This window comes from Streptosporangium sp. NPDC049644, from assembly GCF_040675205.1.
Taxonomy (GTDB): domain Bacteria; phylum Actinomycetota; class Actinomycetes; order Streptosporangiales; family Streptosporangiaceae; genus Streptosporangium; species Streptosporangium fukuiense.
In genome coordinates this window covers 31,940-49,677 of the sequence record NZ_JBFAOJ010000011.1, presented here as the reverse complement: position 1 = coordinate 49,677, position 17,738 = coordinate 31,940, and the positions used below count along the sequence as shown (strand labels likewise).

The 17,738-nt window shown below is 71.7% G+C and carries 17 protein-coding genes; 3 read left to right on the top strand and 14 right to left on the bottom strand.

From position 1 onward, the window contains the following. Nucleotides 1-278: 278 nt before the first annotated feature. Nucleotides 279-3,965 carry a chromosome segregation protein SMC gene (smc, locus tag AB0J58_RS08990; protein ID WP_364212265.1) on the bottom strand — a complete coding sequence of 1,229 codons (3,687 nt, stop codon included), beginning with the start codon at nt 3,963-3,965 and terminating at the stop codon, nt 279-281. A gap of 163 nt (nt 3,966-4,128) precedes the next feature. Between smc and AB0J58_RS08985 the strand changes: the two genes are divergently transcribed. Further along, the gene (locus tag AB0J58_RS08985) at nt 4,129-4,923 is read left to right on the top strand and encodes a dienelactone hydrolase family protein (RefSeq protein WP_343982344.1); all 795 of its coding nucleotides are present in this window, start codon (nt 4,129-4,131) and stop codon (nt 4,921-4,923) included. An 88-nt stretch (nt 4,924-5,011) separates the two neighbouring features. On the opposite strand, the gene AB0J58_RS08980 is transcribed toward AB0J58_RS08985, so the two are convergent. The 10 genes from AB0J58_RS08980 to AB0J58_RS08935 all read right to left on the bottom strand — a co-directional run bounded on the left by AB0J58_RS08980 (nt 5,012) and on the right by AB0J58_RS08935 (nt 13,674). Further along, the gene (locus AB0J58_RS08980; RefSeq protein ID WP_084195478.1) at nt 5,012-5,206 is read right to left on the bottom strand and encodes a hypothetical protein; all 195 of its coding nucleotides are present in this window, start codon (nt 5,204-5,206) and stop codon (nt 5,012-5,014) included. A 191-nt stretch (nt 5,207-5,397) separates the two neighbouring features. Beyond that, complete coding sequence (locus tag AB0J58_RS08975; protein ID WP_343982339.1) at nt 5,398-5,673, bottom strand: acylphosphatase; 276 nt, start codon at nt 5,671-5,673, stop codon at nt 5,398-5,400. Next, nucleotides 5,670-6,536, bottom strand: coding sequence for a bifunctional DNA-formamidopyrimidine glycosylase/DNA-(apurinic or apyrimidinic site) lyase (gene mutM / locus AB0J58_RS08970; protein ID WP_364212262.1), 867 nt, complete (start codon nt 6,534-6,536; stop codon nt 5,670-5,672). Before mutM ends, AB0J58_RS08975 begins: the two co-directional genes overlap by 4 nt. A gap of 22 nt (nt 6,537-6,558) precedes the next feature. Next, nucleotides 6,559-7,233, bottom strand: a complete 675-nt coding sequence (gene rnc / locus AB0J58_RS08965; RefSeq protein ID WP_051752506.1) for a ribonuclease III — start codon at nt 7,231-7,233, stop codon at nt 6,559-6,561. 267 nt (nt 7,234-7,500) lie between these two features. Further along, nucleotides 7,501-7,680 carry a 50S ribosomal protein L32 gene (gene rpmF, locus AB0J58_RS08960; protein ID WP_012894381.1) on the bottom strand — a complete coding sequence of 60 codons (180 nt, stop codon included), beginning with the start codon at nt 7,678-7,680 and terminating at the stop codon, nt 7,501-7,503. A gap of 1 nt (nt 7,681) precedes the next feature. Then, complete coding sequence (locus AB0J58_RS08955) at nt 7,682-8,236, bottom strand: YceD family protein (protein ID WP_343982332.1); 555 nt, start codon at nt 8,234-8,236, stop codon at nt 7,682-7,684. 66 nt (nt 8,237-8,302) lie between these two features. Next, entirely contained in the window at nt 8,303-8,779 is a 477-nt protein-coding gene (coaD, locus tag AB0J58_RS08950; protein ID WP_030913570.1) for a pantetheine-phosphate adenylyltransferase, read from the bottom strand. Nucleotides 8,780-8,795: 16 nt separating this feature from the next. Beyond that, nucleotides 8,796-9,374, bottom strand: coding sequence for a 16S rRNA (guanine(966)-N(2))-methyltransferase RsmD (rsmD, locus tag AB0J58_RS08945; RefSeq protein ID WP_343982328.1), 579 nt, complete (start codon nt 9,372-9,374; stop codon nt 8,796-8,798). 448 nt (nt 9,375-9,822) lie between these two features. Beyond that, nucleotides 9,823-11,994 (bottom strand): ATP-dependent DNA helicase RecG, encoded by a 2,172-nt coding sequence (recG, locus tag AB0J58_RS08940; RefSeq protein ID WP_364212259.1) that lies wholly within the window; start codon nt 11,992-11,994, stop codon nt 9,823-9,825. A 102-nt stretch (nt 11,995-12,096) separates the two neighbouring features. Then, a complete protein-coding gene (locus tag AB0J58_RS08935) occupies nt 12,097-13,674 on the bottom strand; it encodes a DAK2 domain-containing protein (RefSeq protein WP_364212256.1) in 1,578 nt (525 codons plus the stop codon). Nucleotides 13,675-14,039: 365 nt separating this feature from the next. Here AB0J58_RS08935 and rpmB point away from each other — a divergent pair, with 365 nt between their 5' ends. Beyond that, nucleotides 14,040-14,225: a 50S ribosomal protein L28 gene (gene rpmB / locus AB0J58_RS08930; protein WP_012894387.1), complete on the top strand. Its 186-nt coding sequence runs from the start codon at nt 14,040-14,042 to the stop codon at nt 14,223-14,225. 131 nt (nt 14,226-14,356) lie between these two features. Here rpmB and thiD read toward each other — a convergent pair whose 3' ends face one another. The 3 genes from thiD to AB0J58_RS08915 all read right to left on the bottom strand — a co-directional run bounded on the left by thiD (nt 14,357) and on the right by AB0J58_RS08915 (nt 17,439). Continuing rightward, the gene (gene thiD / locus AB0J58_RS08925) at nt 14,357-15,157 is read right to left on the bottom strand and encodes a bifunctional hydroxymethylpyrimidine kinase/phosphomethylpyrimidine kinase (protein WP_364212253.1); all 801 of its coding nucleotides are present in this window, start codon (nt 15,155-15,157) and stop codon (nt 14,357-14,359) included. Nucleotides 15,158-15,357: 200 nt separating this feature from the next. Continuing rightward, a complete protein-coding gene (locus AB0J58_RS08920) occupies nt 15,358-16,257 on the bottom strand; it encodes a hypothetical protein (protein WP_364212250.1) in 900 nt (299 codons plus the stop codon). A 225-nt stretch (nt 16,258-16,482) separates the two neighbouring features. Then, nucleotides 16,483-17,439: a thiamine-phosphate kinase gene (locus AB0J58_RS08915; RefSeq protein ID WP_364212247.1), complete on the bottom strand. Its 957-nt coding sequence runs from the start codon at nt 17,437-17,439 to the stop codon at nt 16,483-16,485. A 51-nt stretch (nt 17,440-17,490) separates the two neighbouring features. On the opposite strand from AB0J58_RS08915, the gene AB0J58_RS08910 reads away from it, so the two are divergent. Next, nucleotides 17,491-17,724, top strand: a complete 234-nt coding sequence (locus tag AB0J58_RS08910; RefSeq protein WP_030913587.1) for an Lrp/AsnC ligand binding domain-containing protein — start codon at nt 17,491-17,493, stop codon at nt 17,722-17,724. The last annotated feature ends 14 nt before the right edge of the window (nt 17,725-17,738 follow it).

The window sequence follows — 17,738 nt, the reverse complement described above, 5'->3', positions numbered from 1 at the left end:
GACCACAGTTTTCCAGACGCCCCGGGATGCTCCGACCTCAAGGGGTCCGGACGGGTTCGCGGTTCCTCACCGTCGGTCACCATCTCACCGCGCGAACCGTCCTGGTTCGTCCTCGAAAACCCGGTTCCGAGCACCGGAGCGGGCTCACGACCGCCCGGCCCCGCACCGGCCCTCCGGAACCGTCCCCGGGGACCCGGGCAGGCGCACGACCTCCCACCGCCCCGTCGCGGAGGACGCCCTCCGGAGCACCATCCGGCCTCTCCGGGACCCCGGGAGGTTCAGGCGGACTCGTTCTCCCTCAGGCGCTGGCTGATGACCTGGGTGACGCCGTCCCCGCGCATCGACACGCCGTACAGCGCGTCGGCGATCTCCATGGTGCGCTTCTGGTGGGTGATGATGATGATCTGCGAGGTCTGCCGGAGTTCCTCGAAAAGGGTGAGCAGGCGCTGGGTGTTGGTGTCGTCCAGCGCGGCCTCGACCTCGTCCATCACGTAGAACGGCGAGGGCCGCGCCTTGAAGATGGACACGAGGAACGCCACCGCGGTCAGCGACCGCTCGCCACCGGACAGCAGCGACAGCCGCTTGACCTTCTTGCCCGGAGGCCGGGCCTCGACCTCGACACCGGTGGTCAGCATGTCCTCCGGGTCGGTGAGCAGCAGCCTGCCCTCACCGCCGGGGAACACCCGCGTGAAGATCGTCTCGAACTCGCGGGCCACGTCCGCGAAGGCGGCGCCGAAGACCTGCTCGACCCGCTCGTCGACCTCCTTGACCACGAGCAGCAGGTCACGGCGGGTCTTCTTGAGGTCTTCCAGCTGCGAGGTGAGAAACGAGTGCCGCTCCTCGAGGGCCGCGAACTCCTCGAGCGCGAGCGGGTTGACCTTGCCGAGCTGGGCCATCTGCCGGTCGGCCGCCCTGGCCCGTTTGAGCTGCTCCTCGCGGTCGTAGGGAACGGGCTCGCCGTCCGCCGTCGGAATCGGCTCGCCGGGGCCGTACTCGGCGATGAGGGTGTCCGCCTCGACGCCGTACTCCTCCACCGCCCGCTCCTGGAGCTGCTCCAGGCGGAGCCGCTGCTCGGTGCGGGCCACCTCGCTGCCGTGTGCCCGGTTGACCAGCTTGTCCAGCTCACCGGTGAGCTCACGGACCCGGACCCGGATCGCCTTGAGCGAGGCGTCGACCTGCCCGCGGGCCCGCTCCGCCTCGTCGCGCTCTCCCGCGGCGGCGGCCAGGGAGGCCTCCAGCGTGCGCAGCGCCAGCTCCGCGCCCCTGACGACCGCCTGGGCCACCCTAGCCTGCTCGCGCCGCCGCTCCCTGCGCTCGGCCGCCCTGGACCTCTCCTCGCGCTCACGCTCCGCGGCGCGCGTCAGCTCCTCCGCCCTGCCGTCGATGCCCCTGACCCGCTCCTCCGCCGTCCGTACCGTGAGGCGGGCCTCCATCTCGTCCTGCCTGGCCGCCGCGCAGATCTCGGCGAGCTCGTCGCGCAGGTCGGTGCTGGGCTCGATCTGTCGCTCCTCGGCGTCCACAGCCGCGGCGAGCCGCTCCTCCAGCTCGGCGAGGCCAGCCGCGTCACGGTCCCGCGCCTCCTCGGCGGCCCGTACGCCCGCCGCCAGGCGCTCGCATTCGTCCCGGGCCGCCCTGGCGGCGGCGTCCAGCTGGGCGAGCCTCCTGGCCACCGCGGCGACCTTCTGATCCGCGTCGCGCTGCCTCGCCCGGACCTGGTCCAGGACGGCCTGCGCCGCGTTGACCCCGGCCTGCGCGTTCTGCACTCCCGTCTGTGCCTCGGCGATCCGCGCCTGGGCGTTCTCGACCGCGAACTGCGCCTCCCCCTCGGCCTCCGCGGTCTCCTCCAGCTCCGTCGCCGCGAGTTCGGCGGCGACCCTGGCCTCGGCCAGGTCTGCGGTCGCCTCGTCGAGCGCGGCCCGCATCTGAATGGCGGAGGTGGCGCCCGCCGAACCGCCGCCGGCGGCGGCGTGGGCACCCAGCAGGTCGCCGGAGCGGGTGACGGCCCGCAGCCCGGGATACTGTTCGACCGTCTTCCTCGCGGTCGCGAGGTCGTCCACGACCAGCACGTCCGCCAGCAGGTGGGTGGCGGCGGCCCGCAGCTCGGTGGAGACCGTGACCAGGTCGATCGCCCACTCCGCGCCCGCCTGCGGCACCTGGCCCGGCGGGACCGCCGCTTCACCGGCGGCGATGACGAGGCCGGCCTGGCCGCCGTCGCGGCCCCGGAGGAAATCGATGGCGTCGGCCGCGCTCTGCAGCGACTCGACGGCCACGGCCTCGGCGGCGGCCCCGAGCACGGCGGCGACGGCCACCTCGGCACCGGGCCGCACCGACAGCATGGTCGCCACCGGCCCGAGCACCCCGGCCAGGTCGGCGGCGAGCAGCGCGGCGCCGCCGTCGGCACCGCCGGCCAGGCCCATCTCCAGCGCCTCGAACCTGGCTTCCAGCGCGGCCACCTGGCGCTGCGCCTGCTGGTCGGCCTCGCGTGCCGCGGCGAGGGCGGCCCTGGCGGCGCCGAGCGCGGCGTTCGGGCCCGTGACGGCCGCCTTGGCCTCCTCGACCCCGGCCCTGGCCGACTCGACGGACTCCCTGGCCTGCTCGACCGTCTCCAGGGCGATCTCCAGCTCCTCAGCGAGGGCCGGATCGGCGGCCGGCTCGGCCGTCTCCTGGCTGTCGTGCTCGGCGCGGGCCTCCTCGGCGCGCTGTTCGGCCTCCTCCAGCGAGCGCCGCAACCGGCCGATCTCCTCCTCGGCGGCCCCCGCCCGGCTGCGTGCCGCCCCGACCTGCCCCCTGATCCTGGCCAGGCCCTCGCGTCGGTCGGCGGCGGCCCTGGCCTCCGCGGCCAGCCGCCGCTCCTCCGCGGCGAGCGCGGCCTCGGTCTCGGTACGCCTGGCCACGGTTGCCGCGAGCGACTCCCGCTCCCCCTCCAGCAGCTCGACCAGGACCCGCTCCTGCTCGCGGACCTCCTCGGCCTCACGCTCGAAGTCCTCCGGGTCGCGCCCCCGCCGCTCCACCGCGGTGTCGACGGCGTGCCGGTGCCGCTCGGCGGCGAGGCCCGCCAGGCCCCTGAGGCGCTCGCGGAGGGAGGAGAGCCGGAAGAACGTCTCCTGCGCGGCGGTCAGGCGCGGCTGGGCCTCGGCCTCGGCGGCCTCCAGCTCGGCCTCGGCGGCCTGGCCCTGCTCCAGCTCGGTCTCCACCGCGGTGCGGCGGGCGAGGACCGCCGCCTCGTCGGCCATCTCCCGTTCCAGGGTGGTCCGCAGGGTGAGCACGTCGTCGGCGAGCAGCCGGAGCCTGGCGTCGCGGAGGTCCGCCTGGATGACGGCGGCCTTACGGGCGATCTCGGCCTGGCGGCCCAGCGGTTTGAGCTGGCGGCGCAGCTCGGTGGTGAGGTCCTGTACCCGGGTCATGTTGGCCTGCATCGCGTCGAGCTTCCGCAGCGCCTTCTCCTTGCGCTTGCGGTGCTTCAGGACGCCCGCGGCCTCCTCGATGAACGCCCGGCGCTCCTCGGGTCCGGCGTGCAGCACCTGGTCGAGCTGGCCCTGGCCGACGATGACGTGCATCTCGCGGCCGATGCCGGAGTCGGACAGCAGCTCCTGGATGTCGAGCAGGCGGCAGGTGTCGCCGTTGATGGCGTACTCGCTCTGGCCGGCCCTGAACATCAGACGGCTGATCGTCACCTCGGTGTAGTCGATCGGGAGCATGCCGTCGGTGTTGTCGATGGTCAGCGTGACCTCGGCGCGGCCCAGCGGTGCCCGCGAGGAGGTGCCGGCGAAGATGACGTCCTCCATCTTGCCGCCGCGCAACGACTTGGCGCTGTGCTCCCCCATGACCCAGGCCAGGGCGTCGACCACGTTGGACTTGCCGGATCCGTTGGGGCCGACGACCGCGGTGATGCCCGGCTCGAAGCGGAGCGTGGTGGCCGAGGCGAAGGACTTGAAACCGCGCAGGGTAAGGGTCTTGAGATACAAAGAGAACCCCCCATTCACGGTGTGGTCGCGCCGGTCCGCGTGTCGCGCCGTGCCCCCGGGCGCCGATGAACGCGTCTTCCCCCGTCAGCCCACGGCTTCGCCAACGCGGGAAGACTACCGTTCTTCACCCGCACCCGCCCGCACACCGCCTATGGTGCCCTGCATGAACGCGGAACGCGGTGCTGACGGAGCTCCGTCACGCCCATCGGGCGGCAGGGGTCATCTCGGGCGGCGTGCCTTCCTGGTGGGCGGCGGGCTGACCGCGCTGGGCCTCGGCGGCGCCGCGCTGGCGGCCGGCCCGGACGGCATCAGGGGGGCGTACGCCCAGATCGTCTGCGGCGCGGTCCCCGTGCCCCCGGTGACGTCTCCTGGAACGCTCCAGCGCAGCCGGGTCGACCGGCGCCGGGTCATCGTCGGGATGCCTCCGGGGGCGACGGACGGGCTGCCTGTGGTGATCATGCTTCACGGGGCCGCGGGTGACGCGCGCACACCGTTCGACGTCTACGCGATCGACCGCTACCTGGCCGCCGGGGGCGGGCGCTTCGCGCTGGCCGCCATCGACGACTGGCCCTCCGCCGACATCCCGGGAACCCTGCTGCCCTACCTGAGCATGAACGGGATGGACACCGCGAAGATCGGGCTGATGGGCTGGTCGGCGGGCGGCGCGGGGGCGCTGAGGCTGGCCGCGGAGCTGGGCCCCGCACAGGTGGGGGCGGTCGTCGCGGCGTCGCCGGCGGTGAGCGCGGCGCAGGCGCCGCTGCGCGAACTCGTGAACATCCCGGTCTGGCTGGGATGCGGGGAGCGCGACGCGTGGGCACGGCAGACCCAGACCATGCTGAAGGCCCTGAAGGCACTGGGTGCCACTGCCGAGGGAGGGATCAGCGAAGGATGCCAGGACACGGCCTACCGCCGCAGGGTGTTACCCGAGCAGCTGGCCTTCCTCGCACGGCATATATGACACATAGGACATATAGGACGTAAGTAACATATATGACAAGGGACGCCCCGGTGAGGCGTCCCCGGACAGTGTTTCCGCCCCGACCCCGTTAGGTGAGAGCCGGCTCGCGATCCTGCAGACGGTTGAACTCCTCGTCGCGGGCGCTTGCCGCGAGTTCGTCGTTCTGGGCCTGGAGCCGGGTGAGCTCTCCCTCGAGATCACGGATGCGCTGCTGGAGACGACGCATTTCCGAGACCATACGAGGGTCGGGACCGCCGACGTGGCCTAGTAGAGCCTTCGCCATAGTAAAGGGTCCTCCACGCTGAGTGACCAGACTGGTTCGCGCACTTCTTTGCCGCGGGAGGGGTGCGCGTGGTTCTTTGTCAAGAGTCGCACCGGTGAGGGAGACGGTCAAGCTGAACGCTCCGAATGGATGCACCAGTAGGCACTCTCGACAGTCAACTATACCGTATTTTGGGCGGTTTAGGAAAGTGGTCAGCGCTCGACAAAACCCTCGAGACCGCCTTTGACCTCGCTCCAACGTTCGACGACCCCGTCCACCCTGCCGGGCGTCTCGCCACCCCTGAGCAGCTCGAGCAGCATCGCGCAGGACTTCTCGGCCCCCTGCGCGACCACCTCGACCCGGCCGTCGGCCGTGTTGCGCGCCCAGCCGACCAGGCCGAGCTCCAACGCCCTGGACCGCGTCCACCAGCGGAAACCCACACCCTGCACGCGACCCCTGACCCAGGCGGTCAGCCGCACGTCCGTCACGCCGCGGCCCTCCTCGGCCTGGGCTGGCAGCGAGGGCAGCTGTAGGAGGAACGGTTCATGAACGACTCGCGAACGATCGGGGCACCGCACCTCGGGCAGGGTTCGTCACGCCTGCCGTAGACCGCGAGGGAACGGTCGAAGTAACCGCTCTCACCATTGACATTCACGTAAAGACTGTCGAAGGATGTGCCGCCCTCGGCCAGCGCGGCGGACATCACCGCCCTGGCGGCGCCCAGCAACTCGGAGATCTTCGGCTTGGTCAGCGTCCCGGTGGGCCGGGCGCCGTGCAACCTGGCCCGCCAGAGAGCCTCGTCGGCGTAGATGTTGCCGACACCGCTGATCAGCGACTGGTCCAGCAGCGCGCGCTTGACCTCGGTCTGCCGGGCGCGCAACCGGCGGGCGAACGCCTCGTCGTCGAAATGCTCCTCGAACGGGTCGGCCGCGATGTGCGCGATCGGCTCGGGCACCGCCCGGCCGCCGGCCCGGGTCATGGCGGTCACCAGCACGTGGCCGAAGGTCCGCTGGTCGACGAAGCGCAGCTCCGGGCCGCCGTCGGTGAAGCCGATCCGGACCCGCAGATGCTTCTCCGGTGCCGTGTCCGGCTCCACGACCAGCAGCTGGCCGCTCATCCCGAGGTGCGCCAGGATGGCGTCGGGGCCGTCCAGCGGCAGCCAGAGATACTTACCCCTGCGCTCCGCCGCACCGACGGTGCGGCCCTTCAGCCGGGTGGAGAACTCCTCCGCTCCGGGAAGGTGCCGTCTGATCGCCCTCGGGTGGAGCACCTCGGCATGGGCGACGACCCTGCCGGAAACCCACCGCTCCAGGCCACGGCGTACCACCTCGACCTCGGGCAGTTCGGGCATGCACCCCTCCTTGGGCGACGGGTCAGCCGGCTTCGCGCCTGTCGCGGTCCTGGCGGATTCTGTTCCAGGCCGCCTCCGCCGCCTGCTGCTCGGCTTCCTTCTTCGAGCGGCCGGATCCCGAACCGTATCCCTCTCCGCCGACGCGAACGACCGCGGTGAAGGACTTGGCGTGGTCGGGGCCGCTCTCCTCAACATGGTATTCGGGCACGCCGAGCGACTCCGAGGCGGTGAGCTCCTGCAGGGAGGTCTTCCAGTCGAGCCCGGCGCCGAGCGAGGCGGAGCGGGTGATGAGGGGGTCGAAGAGCAGATGGACGACGCGGAACGCCTCGTCCAGCCCCCTGTTCACGTAGATCGCGCCGATCAGCGCCTCAAGGGTGTCCGCGAGGATCGAGGACTTGTCGCGCCCCCCGGTGCCCTCCTCACCCCGGCCGAGCCGCAGGAAACGGCCGAGACCCAGCGAGCGGGCCACGTCGGCGAGGGCGCGCATGTTCACCACCGCGGCCCTGAGCTTGGCCAGTTGCCCCTCGGGCAGGTCGGGGTGGTTGCGGTAGAGGGTGTCGGTGACGACCAGGCCCAGCACCGAGTCGCCCAGGAACTCCAGGCGCTCGTTGGTCGGCAGGCCACCGTTCTCGTACGCGTAGGAGCGGTGCGTCAGCGCACGCTCCAGGATGGCGACGTCCAGACGCACCGACAGCAGGCGCTCAAGCTCGTCCTTGACGAACTCGACGGCGACCGGTTTGACACTCGTACCCACGGCTTCTCCTCGCACGCTCTCTCATCGAATGCGCGATGGCGAAGAAACGAGAGATGCCCGAAGATGTGGTGGGCGCCGGGAGGGCACGCGTTCTACCGCGAACCCCGGCGTCCACCACAACCGCGGGCGGACCGCCATCGCAGGGTGGGCGGACGGTGACGCCGACCGGGCCGGAAAGGACCCGGCCGGCATCCGTCTGTCAGACTGCGATCAGGCGGAGGGCTCGATCACCTGACGGCGGTTGTAGGTGCCGCAGGTCGGGCACGCCACGTGCGGACGCTTCGGCGAGCGGCACTGGGGGCAGCTCACGAGCGAAACCGCGGCGGCCTTCCACTGCGACCTGCGGGAGCGAGTGTTGCTCCGCGACATCTTGCGCTTGGGGACAGCCACGTCAGCTCTCCTGATCGTTGTTATGTTCCGGAATCAGACCCTGCAGCTTCGCCCAGCGGGCGTCGATCACCTCGTGGCCGTGGTCAGGCCCGGCGTCCGCCAGCCTGACCCCGCACTCCACGCAGAGCCCGGCACAGTCCTCACTGCAGACCGGGCTCAACGGCAGTGTGAGCACCACCGCGTCGCGAAACGCGGGTTCGAGGTCGAGAAGTTCACCGTCGAGAAGCGAGTCACCCTCGGCAGCATCCTCTGCCGAGTAGAAGAACAGCTCCTGGAAGCCCACCTCGGCTCGCGAGATGACCGGCTCCAGGCAGCGTGCGCACTCCCCCCGCAGCGGGGCTTGCGCAGTGCCCGTGACGAGCACACCCTCCATGACCGCCTCAAGCCGGATGTCCAGCTCGACTTCGGCGTCCTTGGGAACGCCGATCATGTCGACGCCGATGTCCGCCGGTGCCGGGAGAACGAGGTCCATCCGCCGCATCGACCCTGGTCGTCGCCCCAGGTCATGGGTAGAGATCACCCATGGGGCTCGGGGGTCAAGGTTGGGATGAGTCATTTCGCTCTCGTTAGGCATGGCGCATCATCGCCATCGTGCAAGGCCGAAACAAGAGAATAGCAGGACCTAGCCCCTGAGCCGTTCGACCAGGAGCTCCTGGACAAGATCGGGAACTAGCCCGGCCACGCTCCCACCATACTTGACGATCTCCTTGATGCGGCTGGAGGACAGGAAGGAGACCTCGGGCCCGGTGGCCATGAACAGGGTCTCCACCCCCGACATCCGGTAGTTGAGCTGCGCCATCTGGAGCTCGTAGTCGAAGTCGCTGATCGCGCGCAGGCCCTTCACGATGGCGGGGATCTCCTGCTGCCTGCAGTAGTCGACCAGGAGGCCGTGGAACTTGTCCACGCGGACGTTCCCGTACTCCTTGGTGACCGTCTGGAGAGTCTGGATACGTTCGTCCACCGTGAAGAGGCTCTTCTTCTCGATGTTGATCAGTACGGCCACGACGACCTCGTCGTACTGCCGGGAAGCCCGGCCGATGATGTCCAGATGACCGTTCGTGACGGGATCGAAGGATCCCGGACAGACAACGCGACGCAAGGTGGACTCCCTGCTCTTAAGGATTCCCGGCGGCGCGACCGTACCAAACGGCCGCTTCACCGTAACGACGGACCCTCTCCTCTTCGTACCCCGCCGGCCAGCGGAGGTCCCCTCCCCGGCTCTCCCTCTCCACCGCGACGAGCGCGTCCTCGGCCAGCCAGCCTCGGTCGCGCAGCAGTTCGAGCACCGTCCCCACCTCCTCGTCGCCCAGCGCGTACGGCGGGTCGGCGAGGACGAGGTCGTACGGCTCCCCGCTCTCTCCGACACCCCTGGCCAGCAGCCGCTCGACCCTGTCGGCGGCGACCTCGGCCCCGGGCAGCCCCAGCGAGGTGACGTTCTGCCTGATCGTCCGGATCGCCCTGGCGTCCGACTCCACGAGAAGCACCCGGGCGGCCCCCCGGGAGAGCGCCTCAAGCCCGAGCGCGCCCGAGCCCGCGTAGAGGTCGAGCACCCGGCACCCCTCCAGCGGGCCGATCAGCGACCCCACCGTGGAGAAGATCCCCTCCCTGGCCCTGTCGCTCGTGGGGCGGGTCCCCCGCCCCGGCGGCACTGCCAGCCGCCGTCCTCCTGCGCTTCCCGCGATGACTCGGCTCACCCGGCCATCCTCTCAGTGCCACCGCGCGGCGCCACCGCGCGATGGCACCGCACGGTGCCGCCGCCCGTCCCCGGCACCTGCCCCCCGGAGCGGCCCGGGTGCGCCACACGCAGCACGGCGTGTCGCGACGCATCACATAACCGCAGGTCAAAAGGGTCCTGGTAGGTGATCTAGGTCAAGAGTGGGCAAGGAGTGGCGACGAAAGCGTAAGGGTCGTTCCGTCAGGTGCCGGTCCCTTGCATGATGATTCCTGCGGCCTCCAAGTGACCCAGGGGGAGGCCGACCGGCGTGATCGTGAGCCCTTCCGCACGCCGGTGCTCTCGGCACCTGACCCGGGAGTGGGCCCAGGCGGGGACGGCATTCGGGGGGAGGCCGTCCCCGCAGTTGGGCACGGCGCGTCCGCCGGCCCCAGCCGCGAAGCCCCGCCGGGCGTCGCCTCCGCCGGCCCTCAGGTCTTCTCCAGGTACTCGGCGCGCTCGTCCGCCAGGAGCCTGTCGATCTCCGCGCGGAGCACGGGGTGCCCCGCCAGCTCGGGGTCGGCCTCCAGCATCGCCTCGGCGTCCAGGCGCGCGGCGTGGATGACGTCCTCGTCACGGAGGAGCCTGAGCATCTTCAGCGACGACCTGCGTCCCGACTGGGCCACCCCGAGCACATCACCCTCCCTGCGCTGTTCCAGGTCGACACGGGACAGCTCAAAGCCGTCCAGGGTAGCCGCCACGGCGTCGAGCCGCGCCCTGGCGGGCGTGCCGCCGGGGGAGTCGGTCACCAGCAGGCAGAGACCGGGCAGCCCGCCGCGGCCGACCCGGCCGCGGAGCTGGTGGAGCTGCGAGACGCCGAACCTGTCGGCGTCCATGATGACCATGACCGAGGAGTTGGGGACGTCGACGCCGACCTCGATGACCGTGGTCGCCACCAGCACGTCGATCTCTCCCCTGGTGAACGCCTTCATCACCGCGTCCTTCTCCTCGGGAGGGAGCTTGCCGTGGAGCACCTCCGTGCGGAGCCCCAGCAGCGGCCCCCGCGAGAGCGTCTCCGCCACGTCGAGCACCGCCAGCGGCGGCCTGCGCTCGTCGTCGGTCTTCGACATGTCGCCCTCGTCGCCCTCCAGGTCGCCGATGCGCGGGCACACGACGTAGGCCTGGCGGCCCAGCCCGATCTCCTCGCGCAGCCGGGTCCAGGCGCGGTCGAGGAAGTGCGGCTTCTCCGCGGCGGGAACCACGTGCGTGGTGATCGGGGCACGCCCGGAGGGCAGCTGGGAGAGCGTGGAGACCGTGAGATCGCCGAAGACCGTCATGGCGACCGTGCGGGGGATGGGGGTGGCGGTCATGACCAGCACGTGCGGGCGGCCGGCCCCGGCCTTCTCACGAAGCGCGTCGCGCTGCTCGACGCCGAACCTGTGCTGCTCGTCGACCACGACCAGGCCGAGATCGGCGAACTGGACCCGCTCCTGCAGGACCGCGTGGGTGCCGACGACGATGCCCGCCGCGCCCGAGGCCGCGTCGAGCATGGCCGAGCGGCGGGCCGCGGCGCCCAGCGAGCCGGTCAGCAGGGCGACCGCGGTGCCGCCGAACATGCCCCCGGTGGCCAGGTCGCCGAGCATGGCCGAGATCGACCTGTGGTGCTGCTGGGCGAGCACCTCGGTGGGCGCCAGCAGCACGGCCTGTCCCCCGGCGTCGACCACCTGGAGCATCGCGCGCAGCGCGACGACGGTCTTGCCCGCCCCGACCTCGCCCTGGAGCAGCCGGTGCATGGGGTGGGCCATGGCCAGGTCGGCCGCGACCTCCTCGCCCACCTCGCGCTGCCCCTCGGTCAGCTCGAACGGCAGCCGCTTGTCGAAGTCGGCGAGCAGCCCGTCGGAGATCGCGGGCCTGGGGGTGGCGGGCCAGGAGGCCGCGGCCATCCGGCGCTGCAGCAGCACCGCCTGGAGCAGGAACGCCTCGTCGAACCTGAGCCGCTTGCGCGCCCTGGCCACGTCGGCGTGGTCGCGCGGCCGGTGGACGGCCAGCAGCGCGTCCGACAGACCGGGGAGCCTGTGCCGGGCGCGCAGTTCCTCGGGAAGCGGGTCGTCGAGTTCGCCCATCGTGTCGAGGACGACGCCCAGCGCCCTGCGGATGGCCCAGGGCGTCACGTCCTTGCCCGCCGGATAGATCGGCACGAGCGCGGCGGCGAACTCCTCGGCCCCCGTCTCGTGCTCCTCGATCATCTCGAACTCGGGGTGGGAGAGCTGCCACTTGCGCTTCTCGCCCTGGCCGAAGGCGCCGACCTTCCCGGCGAACATGCCGCGCCTGCCCGGCCGCAGCCGCGTCTCCGCGATGTGGGACGCCTTCCCGAAGAACGACAGGTAGATCTTGCTGCGGCGGGCGTCGACGACCTCGACCTCCAGCCAGGTGCCGCCCTTGTTCCGCATCGGCCTGCGCATCGCCCTGGTCACCTCGCCCACCACCGTGACGTGCTCGTCGACCCGCAGGTCGTCGAGGTCGGTCAGCTCACCCCGCTCGGCGTAGCGCCGCGGGTAGTGCCGCAGCAGGTCGCCGACGGTGCGCAGGTCGAGAACGCTCTCCAGCAACTTGGCGGTTTTGGGGTCCAGCGCCTTCGCCAGCGGCTCGTCGAAGCTCGTCACCCCAGCTTTCTACCGTGTGCGGGGGACAGAAATCGCCCGGCCCACGGAACGGTTCACGCGCGCCTGTCGGCGAACCCCACGGCGCCCGCTCACCCGCCCGGTTCACTCGACGCCGATGAGCAGCGGGTAGCCGCCCTGGCCGCCCTCGTACAGCACCACCTCGATGTCCGGCCTGGTCTCGGCCAGGTGGTCCAGCACCGCGCGCGCGAGCCCCTCGGGGGCGTCGACGCCCTCCAGAACGGTCACCAGCTCGCTGCTGGAGGACACCATGCGGCCCACGACCTCCAGGGCGGTGGCCCCGAGGTCCCTGCCGATCAGCGCGGCGTCCCCGTCGACCACCCCCAGGACGTCACCCGGCTCGGCCAGGCCCGCGCTCGTCATGACCTCGCGGTCGGCCACCCAGACGTGCCCGTGACGGGTGTGCGCGGCCGCCTCGGTCATGGCCACCACGTCGTCGTCGAAGCGGCGCAGCGGATCGTGCACGGCCAGCGCCGACAGGCCCTGCACCGAGGCCCTGGTCGGCAGGACGCCGACCACCAGGCCCTCCTCCCTGGCCACCTCCGCGGCGGCCGCGGCGACCTCGCGCGTCCCGCTGTCGTTGGGCAGGACCACGACCTCCGAGCCGGCCTCGCGGATGGCGGCGAGCACCGCCGCCAGCGGCGGGCTGGAGCCCGGCTCGCGGCGGACGACCACGGCCCCCGACTCCTCGAACAGCGCGGCCAGCGCGGGTCCCGCCGCCACGGCCACCACTCCCCTGCCCCGCGCGGCCGGGTGGGTCCTGTCCGCGCCGACCAGATACGTCACCCTGATCCGGTGGGGCCGCCCCAGCCGGACCGCCGCCTCGATCGCCGCGCCCGCGTCGTCCACGTGGACGTGCACGTTCCACAGGTCGTCCCCACCCACGATCACCAGCGACTCGCCCAGCGCGTCGAGTTCCGCGCGGAGCGCCGCGACCTGTGCCGCTCCGGCCTCCAGGAGGTACATGACCTCGTAGCCGGGCCCGTCCGCGCCCTCCCCCGCGACCTCCGCGCCGATCCGGTGGGCCGGGGCGGGGATGTCCACCCGCCCGGTGTAGGAGTCGGTGACGATCGCGGCGAGGCTCTCCAGAATGATCGTCAGACCCGCGCCGCCCGCGTCGACCACCCCGTTGCGGGCCAGCACGTCAAGCTGCCCGGAGGTGCGGCGGAGCGCGGAGCGCGCCTCCTCGGCCGCCCTCCTCGCGATCGAGGCGAGATCTCCCCGGCCGTCGCGCACCGCCGTGGCGACCGCGGTCAGGACGCTCAGGATCGTGCCCTCGACCGGCCTGGCCACCGCGGCACGGGCCAGCTCGGCGGCTCTGACCAGGCCACGGCAGAGGTCCGTGCCGCGCCCCTCGGCCTCCCTGAACACCTCGGCGAGGCCGCGTAGCACCTGGCTGACGATCACCCCGGAGTTGCCCCGCGCACCGAGCAGCGCTCCCTGCGCGAGCGCCTGCCAGGTGGCCGCCGTCCCCGCGTCCGCGGGCAGCCCGTCGAGCGCCTCGGCCGCGGAGAGCATGGTCAGGTGCAGGTTGGTACCGGTGTCGCCGTCGGGCACCGGGAAGACGTTGAGCGCGTCGATCTCCTCGCGCGCCTTCCCCAGCGTCTCCGCGGCCAGCCGCGACCACCTCCGCACCGAGGGCGGGTCGAGAACCTGCAGCATTCCTGCCCTCCTGCTCCTGCTCGCCCTCGTCGATCCCACCGGTCTCCCCTGGCAGGTCCCGGTGCCGCGACCGGTACGCCGTCACCGGTGGCTCCCCGTCCGCGCAACCCGTCCGCACGGCCTGTCCGGCCCGGTCCGCACCGGCCGATCGCCGCCCGCCGGACGCGACCCGCCATGGCGCGTCCCGGGATGCGCTACGGTTGCCTCCGGAGATTATCCCCGTTCGACCGTTCACGGCGGCTCACGTTCGCCTGTAGGGCCGAACATCGGGTATCCTCGTGTGGCCAGCCGGCCGTCCCGGCATGCCCGATGACCGCCCGCCAGTGCGGCGGATCGAGCCTCTCGACTGATCTAAGGAGCGAACCGTGGCTTCCGTCTGCGACGTTTGCGCTAAGAAGCCGACCTTCGGCAACAACGTCTCCCACTCGCACCGCCGCACCCGCCGCCGCTGGAACCCGAACATCCAGCCCGTGCGCGCAGTGGTGAACGGCACGCCGAAGCGGCTGAACGTTTGCACCTCCTGCATCAAGGCCGGCAAGGTCACCCGCTAGTCGGACTTCCGCGAAGCCCGCCGCCCCTCGACGGGGTGGCGGGCTTCGCCGTTCCCAACGGGTCTCGCCGCCAGGAACGGGCCTGCCGCGTTCGGTACGGCTCCACCGCGTTCGAGGCGGGTTCTCCGCGTTCAGCGGGAGCGCAGCCGCCAGGCGTGGTCCACCGGGCCGATGCCGGCCCCCAGGGGGAAGCCGTGCTCGATCGCGCCGGTGACGTACGCCTTCGCCTTCTCCACCGCGGCGGGGACGTCCTCGCCGAGGGCCAGGTGGGAGGCTATCGCGGAGGCCAGGGTGCAGCCCGTGCCGTGGGTGTGCCGGTTGTCGTGGCGCTCCGCGGTGAAGCGGAACTCCCGCGTGCCGTCGGTCAGCAGATCGACAGGAGCCCCCGGAAGGTGGCCGCCCTTGATGAGCGCCCACTCGGGCCCGAGCGCCAGGACCGCGTCGGCGGCCCGGCGCAGGTCGGCTTCGTCGGTGACCTTCACACCGGTGAGCTGGTGCACCTCCCACAGGTTGGGGGTGACCACCGTGGCCGTGCGCAGCAGGCTCGACCTGACCGTCTCCACCGCCTCCGGGGCGAGGAGCGTGTCACCGTGCTTGGAGACTCCCACCGGATCGACCACGACGGGCACGTCCAGCCCTGCCAGTACCTCGGCGACCGTCTCCACCAGTATGGGCGAGGCGAGCATGCCGGTCTTGACCGCCTGGGCACCGATGTCACCGAGCACCGAGTCGAGCTGGGCGCGGACCGCCTCCGGGGGAAGCTCCCAGTAGCCCTGCACGCCCAACGAGTTCTGTGCGGTCACCGCGGCGATCACGCTCATGCCGTGGACACCGAGGGCCAGCATGGTCTTCAGGTCGGCCTGGATGCCCGCGCCACCTCCGGAGTCGGAGCCGGCGACGGTCAGCACGCGAGGGGGAGCCAGAACGGTCATGCCCCCATCCAACCAGCCTCGCGCGAACCAGCTGAAACCGGCTGAGCACCCCCCGTCCACTTCCCGCCACGCCTTGGCCGCGTGGAAGAGCCGCGGCGGCACCGGCTCGGGCGGCCGAGGCCCGGCCGGGCCGGCGGCTGGACCACCGGCCGGAGTTCCGGGCCGGATCCGACGGCACCGGCTTGGTCCGGGACGCCGGGTCAGACGACGGCGCACTCTCCCCGGTCGCTCCGACAGGTCTCCGGAATCCCCGCGTCACCGCTCGCGGTGAAGACGACGACGAGTTCCTCGCCCGCCTCCAGCCCCTCCGGCGAGTCGATCACCAGGCTGTCGTCGAGTTGCTCCCAGTCGGCTCCGTGCACCGAGGAGACCGTCCCGTTGACCGGCACGCTCACCCTCAGCTTCTCGACGCTCTCGTCCGCGGCGACCACGAGCCTGACCGTGTACGACTGTGCCCTGCTCTTCACGAGGGCGGCGCCCACCATGATCATGGCGCCTCCCGCGGCGGGCGCGGGCGCCTCGAAGGTGTCGGTGGGCACCGGGACGGGCGCCGTGGTGCTCGGGGACTGCTCGGGAGCGGGCGTTCGGTGGTTGCCGACGATGAGGGGCTCGGAGGTGGGCGTGGGCTCCGGTTCGCCGGTGGGCGACGGCTCGTCGGAGGCGAGGGGCGCGCGGGTGGCCTTCCTCGTCGCGGTGGGCCTGGGGGTGGAGGTGCCCCCGCCTTCCCCGCGGGTGGAGGCGGGAGTCGGGACGGGCGTGGCCTCCGTCGTCTCGTCGCCCGCCTCCTCGGGCTCGTCGGCCGGTACGGGGTCCTCGGTGGGCTCGGTCTCACCGACGGGGTCGGGCAGTGGTTCCGGCTGGTTCGACACCGCCGTGGCGCAACCGGCGGGCGGGCAGTCGGCGGCGGAGCTCTCGGAGCCGGTCAGCGCCCGGATCCCGAAGACGGTCCCGCCGAGCACCACCGCCACCGCGGCGACGATCAGCAAGGTCGTCCTGGTCCGTCCGCCGGGCCTCTCCTCGTCCTCCGGCCATGTGACGGACGGCTCGGACTCCGACGTCCATCCCGAACCCAGGAAACCCGTCTGGGGCTCGGTGACCATCGACTCCTCGGGACGGAGCCGGCGCCCGATCGGCTCGTCCCGGTGACCGGGTGCCGGATCGGGCTCCGGCCCGCGTTTCCCCCGGTCCGGGGAAGCCGCTTCCCCGTTTCCACCATGGCGGCCCATATCGCCCCTTTCTCGGAGGGAATCTCGACCGCCCAACTTCATACCAGTTCAATAACCGTTTGTGGCAATTTTCGCAGATGTAACAACGAGTGGCAAAGGTCACTCCCGGAAGTGATCCCAGCCGCCACGGTCCAGCAAGATGCCTTTGACCTGCACTCCCTCACCCTCGATGACATGGCCCACCACACTCCAGCCCTCCGGGAGCCGTACCCGGTCCGGGAAGGTCGCGGCGAGGGCGTGGTCGTCGCCGCCGGAGAGCACCCACTCCAGCGGGTCCGTGCCGAGCAGCCGGGCGGCCTCCCGCATCACCGGCGGGACGTCGAACGCCTCCGGGTCGAGCACGAGCGCGGTTCCGGCCGCGGCCGCCACGTGGCCGAGATCCTGGAGCAGGCCGTCGCTCACGTCGAGCATGGCGGTGGCCCCCAGTGCGGCGGCCTCGGGGCCGCGCGGGTAGGGAGGGCACGGGCGGCGGTGGGCGTCGATCAGCTCCACCGGCCCGGCCAGGCCCGCACGGAGCAGCGCGAGGCCCGCGGCGGCGTACCCGAGGCGGCCCGCGACCGCGACCACGTCACCGGGCCTGGCCCCGGACCTGGTGACCGGCGCCCGGCCGCCGAGGTCGCCGAGGGCGGTGACGGCGATCACGACGAGGTCGCAGCGGGTGATGTCGCCGCCCACCACGCTCGCGCCGACCAGGTGACACTCGTCGCGAAAGCCGTCCGTGAGGTCGTCCAGCCAGCCGGTGGCGGCGTCGGCGGGCAGCCCGAGGCCGACCACGAGGCCGGTGGGGTCCGCTCCCATCGCCACGACGTCCGAGAGATTCTGCGCCGCGGCCTTGCGCCCGATGTCGTAGCCACTGGACCAATCACGGCGGAAGTGCCTACCCTCGAGTAACAGGTCAGTCGTCACGACGACCCGCCCGTCGGGAGCGCTCACCACCGCGGCGTCGTCCCCGGGACCGAGCAATACGGTCCCTCCCTGCGGCAAGCGTCCGGCAATACGTGCAACAACTCCGAATTCGCCGAGATCTCCGACTGTGATGACACACCTCCCGTTCATCACAGGGTACGGTGGCCCTTCGGCACTGATCCAATCGCCCCGGAGGTCGTTGTGGTGCAGGCCTACATCCTTATTCAGACCGAGGTCGGCAAGGCCGCGAACGTGGCTTCGGAGATCTCCGGCATTCCTGGTGTCACCCAGGCCGAGGACGTCACCGGACCCTACGACGTGATAGTGCGGGCGGAGGCCCGCAACGTCGATGAGCTGGGAAAGCTCGTGGTGGCGCAGATTCAGGGTGTGGAGGGGATCACGCGTACACTGACGTGTCCCATCGTCCATATCTGAGTCCGTATCTGACC

Excerpts from the sequence above, each read along its gene's own strand:
- AB0J58_RS08985 (WP_343982344.1), top strand. The coding sequence starts at position 4,129 with ATGAACGCGGAACGCGGTGCTGACGGAGCTCCGTCACGCCCATCGGGC.
- AB0J58_RS08980 (WP_084195478.1), bottom strand. The coding sequence starts at position 5,206 with ATGGCGAAGGCTCTACTAGGCCACGTCGGCGGTCCCGACCCTCGTATG.
- mutM (WP_364212262.1), bottom strand. The coding sequence starts at position 6,536 with ATGCCCGAACTGCCCGAGGTCGAGGTGGTACGCCGTGGCCTGGAGCGG.
- AB0J58_RS08955 (WP_343982332.1), bottom strand. The coding sequence starts at position 8,236 with ATGACTCATCCCAACCTTGACCCCCGAGCCCCATGGGTGATCTCTACC.
- AB0J58_RS08935 (WP_364212256.1), bottom strand. The coding sequence starts at position 13,674 with ATGCTGCAGGTTCTCGACCCGCCCTCGGTGCGGAGGTGGTCGCGGCTG.
- thiD (WP_364212253.1), bottom strand. The coding sequence starts at position 15,157 with ATGACCGTTCTGGCTCCCCCTCGCGTGCTGACCGTCGCCGGCTCCGAC.
- AB0J58_RS08920 (WP_364212250.1), bottom strand. The coding sequence starts at position 16,257 with ATGGTCACCGAGCCCCAGACGGGTTTCCTGGGTTCGGGATGGACGTCG.
- AB0J58_RS08915 (WP_364212247.1), bottom strand. The coding sequence starts at position 17,439 with ATGAACGGGAGGTGTGTCATCACAGTCGGAGATCTCGGCGAATTCGGA.